The following is a 1,445-nucleotide window of genomic DNA, read 5'->3' as shown; positions in this document are numbered from 1 at the left end:
AATACCGTTCAGTTAAGGGTCCATGGGGTAGTTTCGAGGTATGCCTCGTTCTGGATGGGTGAAGCCGGTTTCTGACCGTCGGTTGTCGGATTTGGTGTCGGTGGGTTTGTTGACGCGGGTGTTTCCTGCGGAGCTCGTTGATCAGGTGATCGCTGATGCAGGGAGGACCGAGCAACGGAATCGGTCGTTGCCGGCGCGGGTGATGGCGTACTTCTCAATCGGGATGGCGCTGCACTCGGAGGGCTCCTACGAGGATGTGTTCGCGCAGCTGACGGACGGGCTGGCGTGGTCGTCGGGCTGGGCGGCGTCGTGGTCGCCGCCGTCGAAGTCGGCGATCTTCCAGGCCCGGTCGCGGCTCGGATTCGAGCCGGTGCGGGATTTGTTCGCCCGGGTAGTGGTCCCGCTGGCCGGGCCGCAGACACCGGGGTCCTGGCTGGCAGGGCGGCGGTTGATGGCGATCGATGGGACGGTCCTGGATCTCGCTGACACGTCGGCGAATGCGGAGTTCTTTGGTCGCCCGGCATCCAGCCGGGGCGAGCATGCCGCGTTTCCCCAGGCCCGACTGGTGGCGTTGGCCGAGTGCGGCACCCATGCCATCCTCGACGCCGAAATCGGCCCCTGCAGCACGTCGGAGATCGCGTTGTCCCGGGAGCTGGCCGGAAGGTTCAAGCCCGGGATGCTGGTCCTGGCCGACCGCGGCTTCTACGGCTTCCCCCTCTGGCAGCACGCTGCGGACACGGGCGCGGACCTGCTCTGGCGGGTCAAGACGAACCTGCGCCCACGGTATTTGGAGACCCTGACCGACGGGTCCTGGCTGGCCAGAATCATTCCGACCTCCGGCCCGGGGCGGCAATCGACAACACCCTTGACCGTGCGGGTCGTGGACTACACGATCGACGACGGACGCGACAACCCTGACGCCTACCGGCTACTGACCACGATCCTCGATCCAGCCGACGCCAGCGCGGAAGAACTCGCCACCATCTACTCCGAACGGTGGGAGATCGAGTCCACCTTCGACGAACTGAAAACGCATCAACGCGGGCCAAGGGGCGTGTTGCGTTCCCAATCCCCCGACTTGGTCAAGCAGGAAATCTGGGGACACCTCTGCTGCCACTACGCGATCCGCACCCTCATGGTCGACGCGGCCGCCCACGCCGGGCGTGACCCCGACCGGGTCTCCTTCGTCGCAGCCCTGCGCATCGCTCGCCGCTCGGTGACACAGGGCTCTTTTCCCCCCTCACCATGACACCAGCGCCCTCTGGCGCCACGCCATCCTCAGCCTGATCAAGCGACTCAACCCAGCCCGCCGACATCGCTCAAACCCGAGGGTAATCAAACGCAAGATCTCCAAATGGCTTGCCAAACGCGACCACCACTCCCACTGGCCACAACCCGAACACAGCCCCCAAATCCGCCTTCAAACACTTAACTGAACGGTATTG

At 64.8% G+C, this 1,445-nt stretch carries 1 protein-coding gene; it reads left to right on the top strand.

The window, feature by feature from the left end; all coding sequences use genetic code 11:
- The first annotated feature begins 40 nt into the window (after positions 1 to 40).
- Positions 41 to 1,249, top strand: coding sequence for an IS4 family transposase (locus RCH11_RS18070; RefSeq protein ID WP_327058414.1), 1,209 nt, complete (start codon positions 41 to 43; stop codon positions 1,247 to 1,249).
- Positions 1,250 to 1,445: the final 196 nt, after the last annotated feature.

Source organism: Glaciihabitans sp. GrIS 2.15 (assembly GCF_035984695.1).
Classification (GTDB): domain Bacteria; phylum Actinomycetota; class Actinomycetes; order Actinomycetales; family Microbacteriaceae; genus Lacisediminihabitans.
Note: the sequence above shows the minus strand (reverse complement) of the source record. Positions and strands in the feature narration are given on the sequence as shown.